The organism is Cellulosimicrobium sp. NPDC057862 (genome assembly GCF_042797035.1).
Lineage (GTDB): Bacteria > Actinomycetota > Actinomycetes > Actinomycetales > Cellulomonadaceae > Cellulosimicrobium.
Window position 1 is genome coordinate 1 of record NZ_JBHVMH010000039.1, and the last position, 1656, is coordinate 1656.

Below are 1656 nucleotides of genomic sequence, written 5' to 3' on the forward strand. Positions count from 1 at the left end.
CGGAAATGCCGAAGGCCCACCCCGTGTGGGGTGGGCCTTCGGTGAAGGGTTGTCCGGCGGCGTCCTACTCTCCCACCCCGTCTCCAGGGCAGTACCATCGGCGCTGAAGGGCTTAGCTTCCGGGTTCGGTATGGGACCGGGCGTTTCCCCTTCGCTGTGACCGCCGTAACTCTGTGAACCTGTCCAACACTGGGGCACCCCGGGTGGGGGTGTGGTGTTGGTGGTTCGGGAACCGCACAGTGGACGCGTAGCAAAAGTTTGTTGGTGTTGAAGTTGTCGGCTGATTAGTACCGGTCAGCTGCACGGGTCTTTCGTCCCCGCTTCCACGTCCGGCCTATCGACCCAGTGTTCTGCTGGGTGCCTCTCACCCCGTAGGGTATGGAAACCTCATCTTGAAGCAGGCTTCCCGCTTAGATGCTTTCAGCGGTTATCCCTTCCGAACGTAGCCAACCAGCGGTGCTCCTGGCGGAACAACTGGCACACCAGAGGTTCGTCCGTCCCGGTCCTCTCGTACTAGGGACAGCCCTTCTCAAGTTTCCTGCGCGCGCAGCGGATAGGGACCGAACTGTCTCACGACGTTCTAAACCCAGCTCGCGTACCGCTTTAATGGGCGAACAGCCCAACCCTTGGGACCTACTCCAGCCCCAGGATGCGACGAGCCGACATCGAGGTGCCAAACCATGCCGTCGATATGGACTCTTGGGCAAGATCAGCCTGTTATCCCCGGGGTACCTTTTATCCGTTGAGCGACGGCGCTTCCACAAGCCACCGCCGGATCACTAGTTCCGACTTTCGTCCCTGCTCGACCTGTCAGTCTCACAGTCAAGCTCCCTTGTGCACTTGCACTCGACACCTGATTGCCAACCAGGCTGAGGGAACCTTTGAGCGCCTCCGTTACATTTTAGGAGGCAACCGCCCCAGTTAAACTACCCACCAGGCACTGTCCCTGGTCCGGATCACGGACCGAGGTTAGACATCCGAAGCGGCCAGAGTGGTATTTCAACGTTGACTCCACCCGCACTGGCGTACGGGCTTCACAGTCTCCCACCTATCCTACACAAGCCGCACCGAACACCAATACCAAGCTATAGTAAAGGTCCCGGGGTCTTTCCGTCCTGCTGCGCGTAACGAGCATCTTTACTCGTAGTGCAATTTCGCCGAGTTCGCGGTTGAGACAGCGGAGAAGTCGTTACGCCATTCGTGCAGGTCGGAACTTACCCGACAAGGAATTTCGCTACCTTAGGATGGTTATAGTTACCACCGCCGTTTACTGGGGCTTAAATTCTGAGCTTCACCCCGAGGGGTTGACCCGTCCTCTTAACCTTCCAGCACCGGGCAGGCGTCAGTCCGTATACATCGTCTTGCGACTTCGCACGGACCTGTGTTTTTAGTAAACAGTCGCTTCTCCCTGGTCTCTGCGGCCGTCCACGCTCCCCGAGCAAGTCGGTTCACGCTTCGGGCCCCCCTTCTCCCGAAGTTACGGGGGCATTTTGCCGAGTTCCTTAACCACGATTCTCTCGATCGCCTTAGTATTCTCTACCTGACCACCTGAGTCGGTTTGGGGTACGGGCGGCTAGAACCTCGCGCCGAGGCTTTTCTTGGCAGCATAGGATCACCCAGTTCGCGCTTGTGCGCTCACCGTCAGCTCTCAGCCTG

General features: G+C 58.5%; 2 rRNA genes (1 of these 2 only partly in view). Both read right to left on the reverse strand.

Annotated features, from left to right (window positions below):
- Positions 1–51: 51 nt before the first annotated feature.
- Positions 52–168, reverse strand: a 5S ribosomal RNA gene (gene rrf, locus ACFVN3_RS20795).
- Positions 169–264: 96 nt separating this feature from the next.
- A 23S ribosomal RNA gene (locus tag ACFVN3_RS20800) occupies positions 265–1656 on the reverse strand; it runs 1780 nt beyond the window's last position.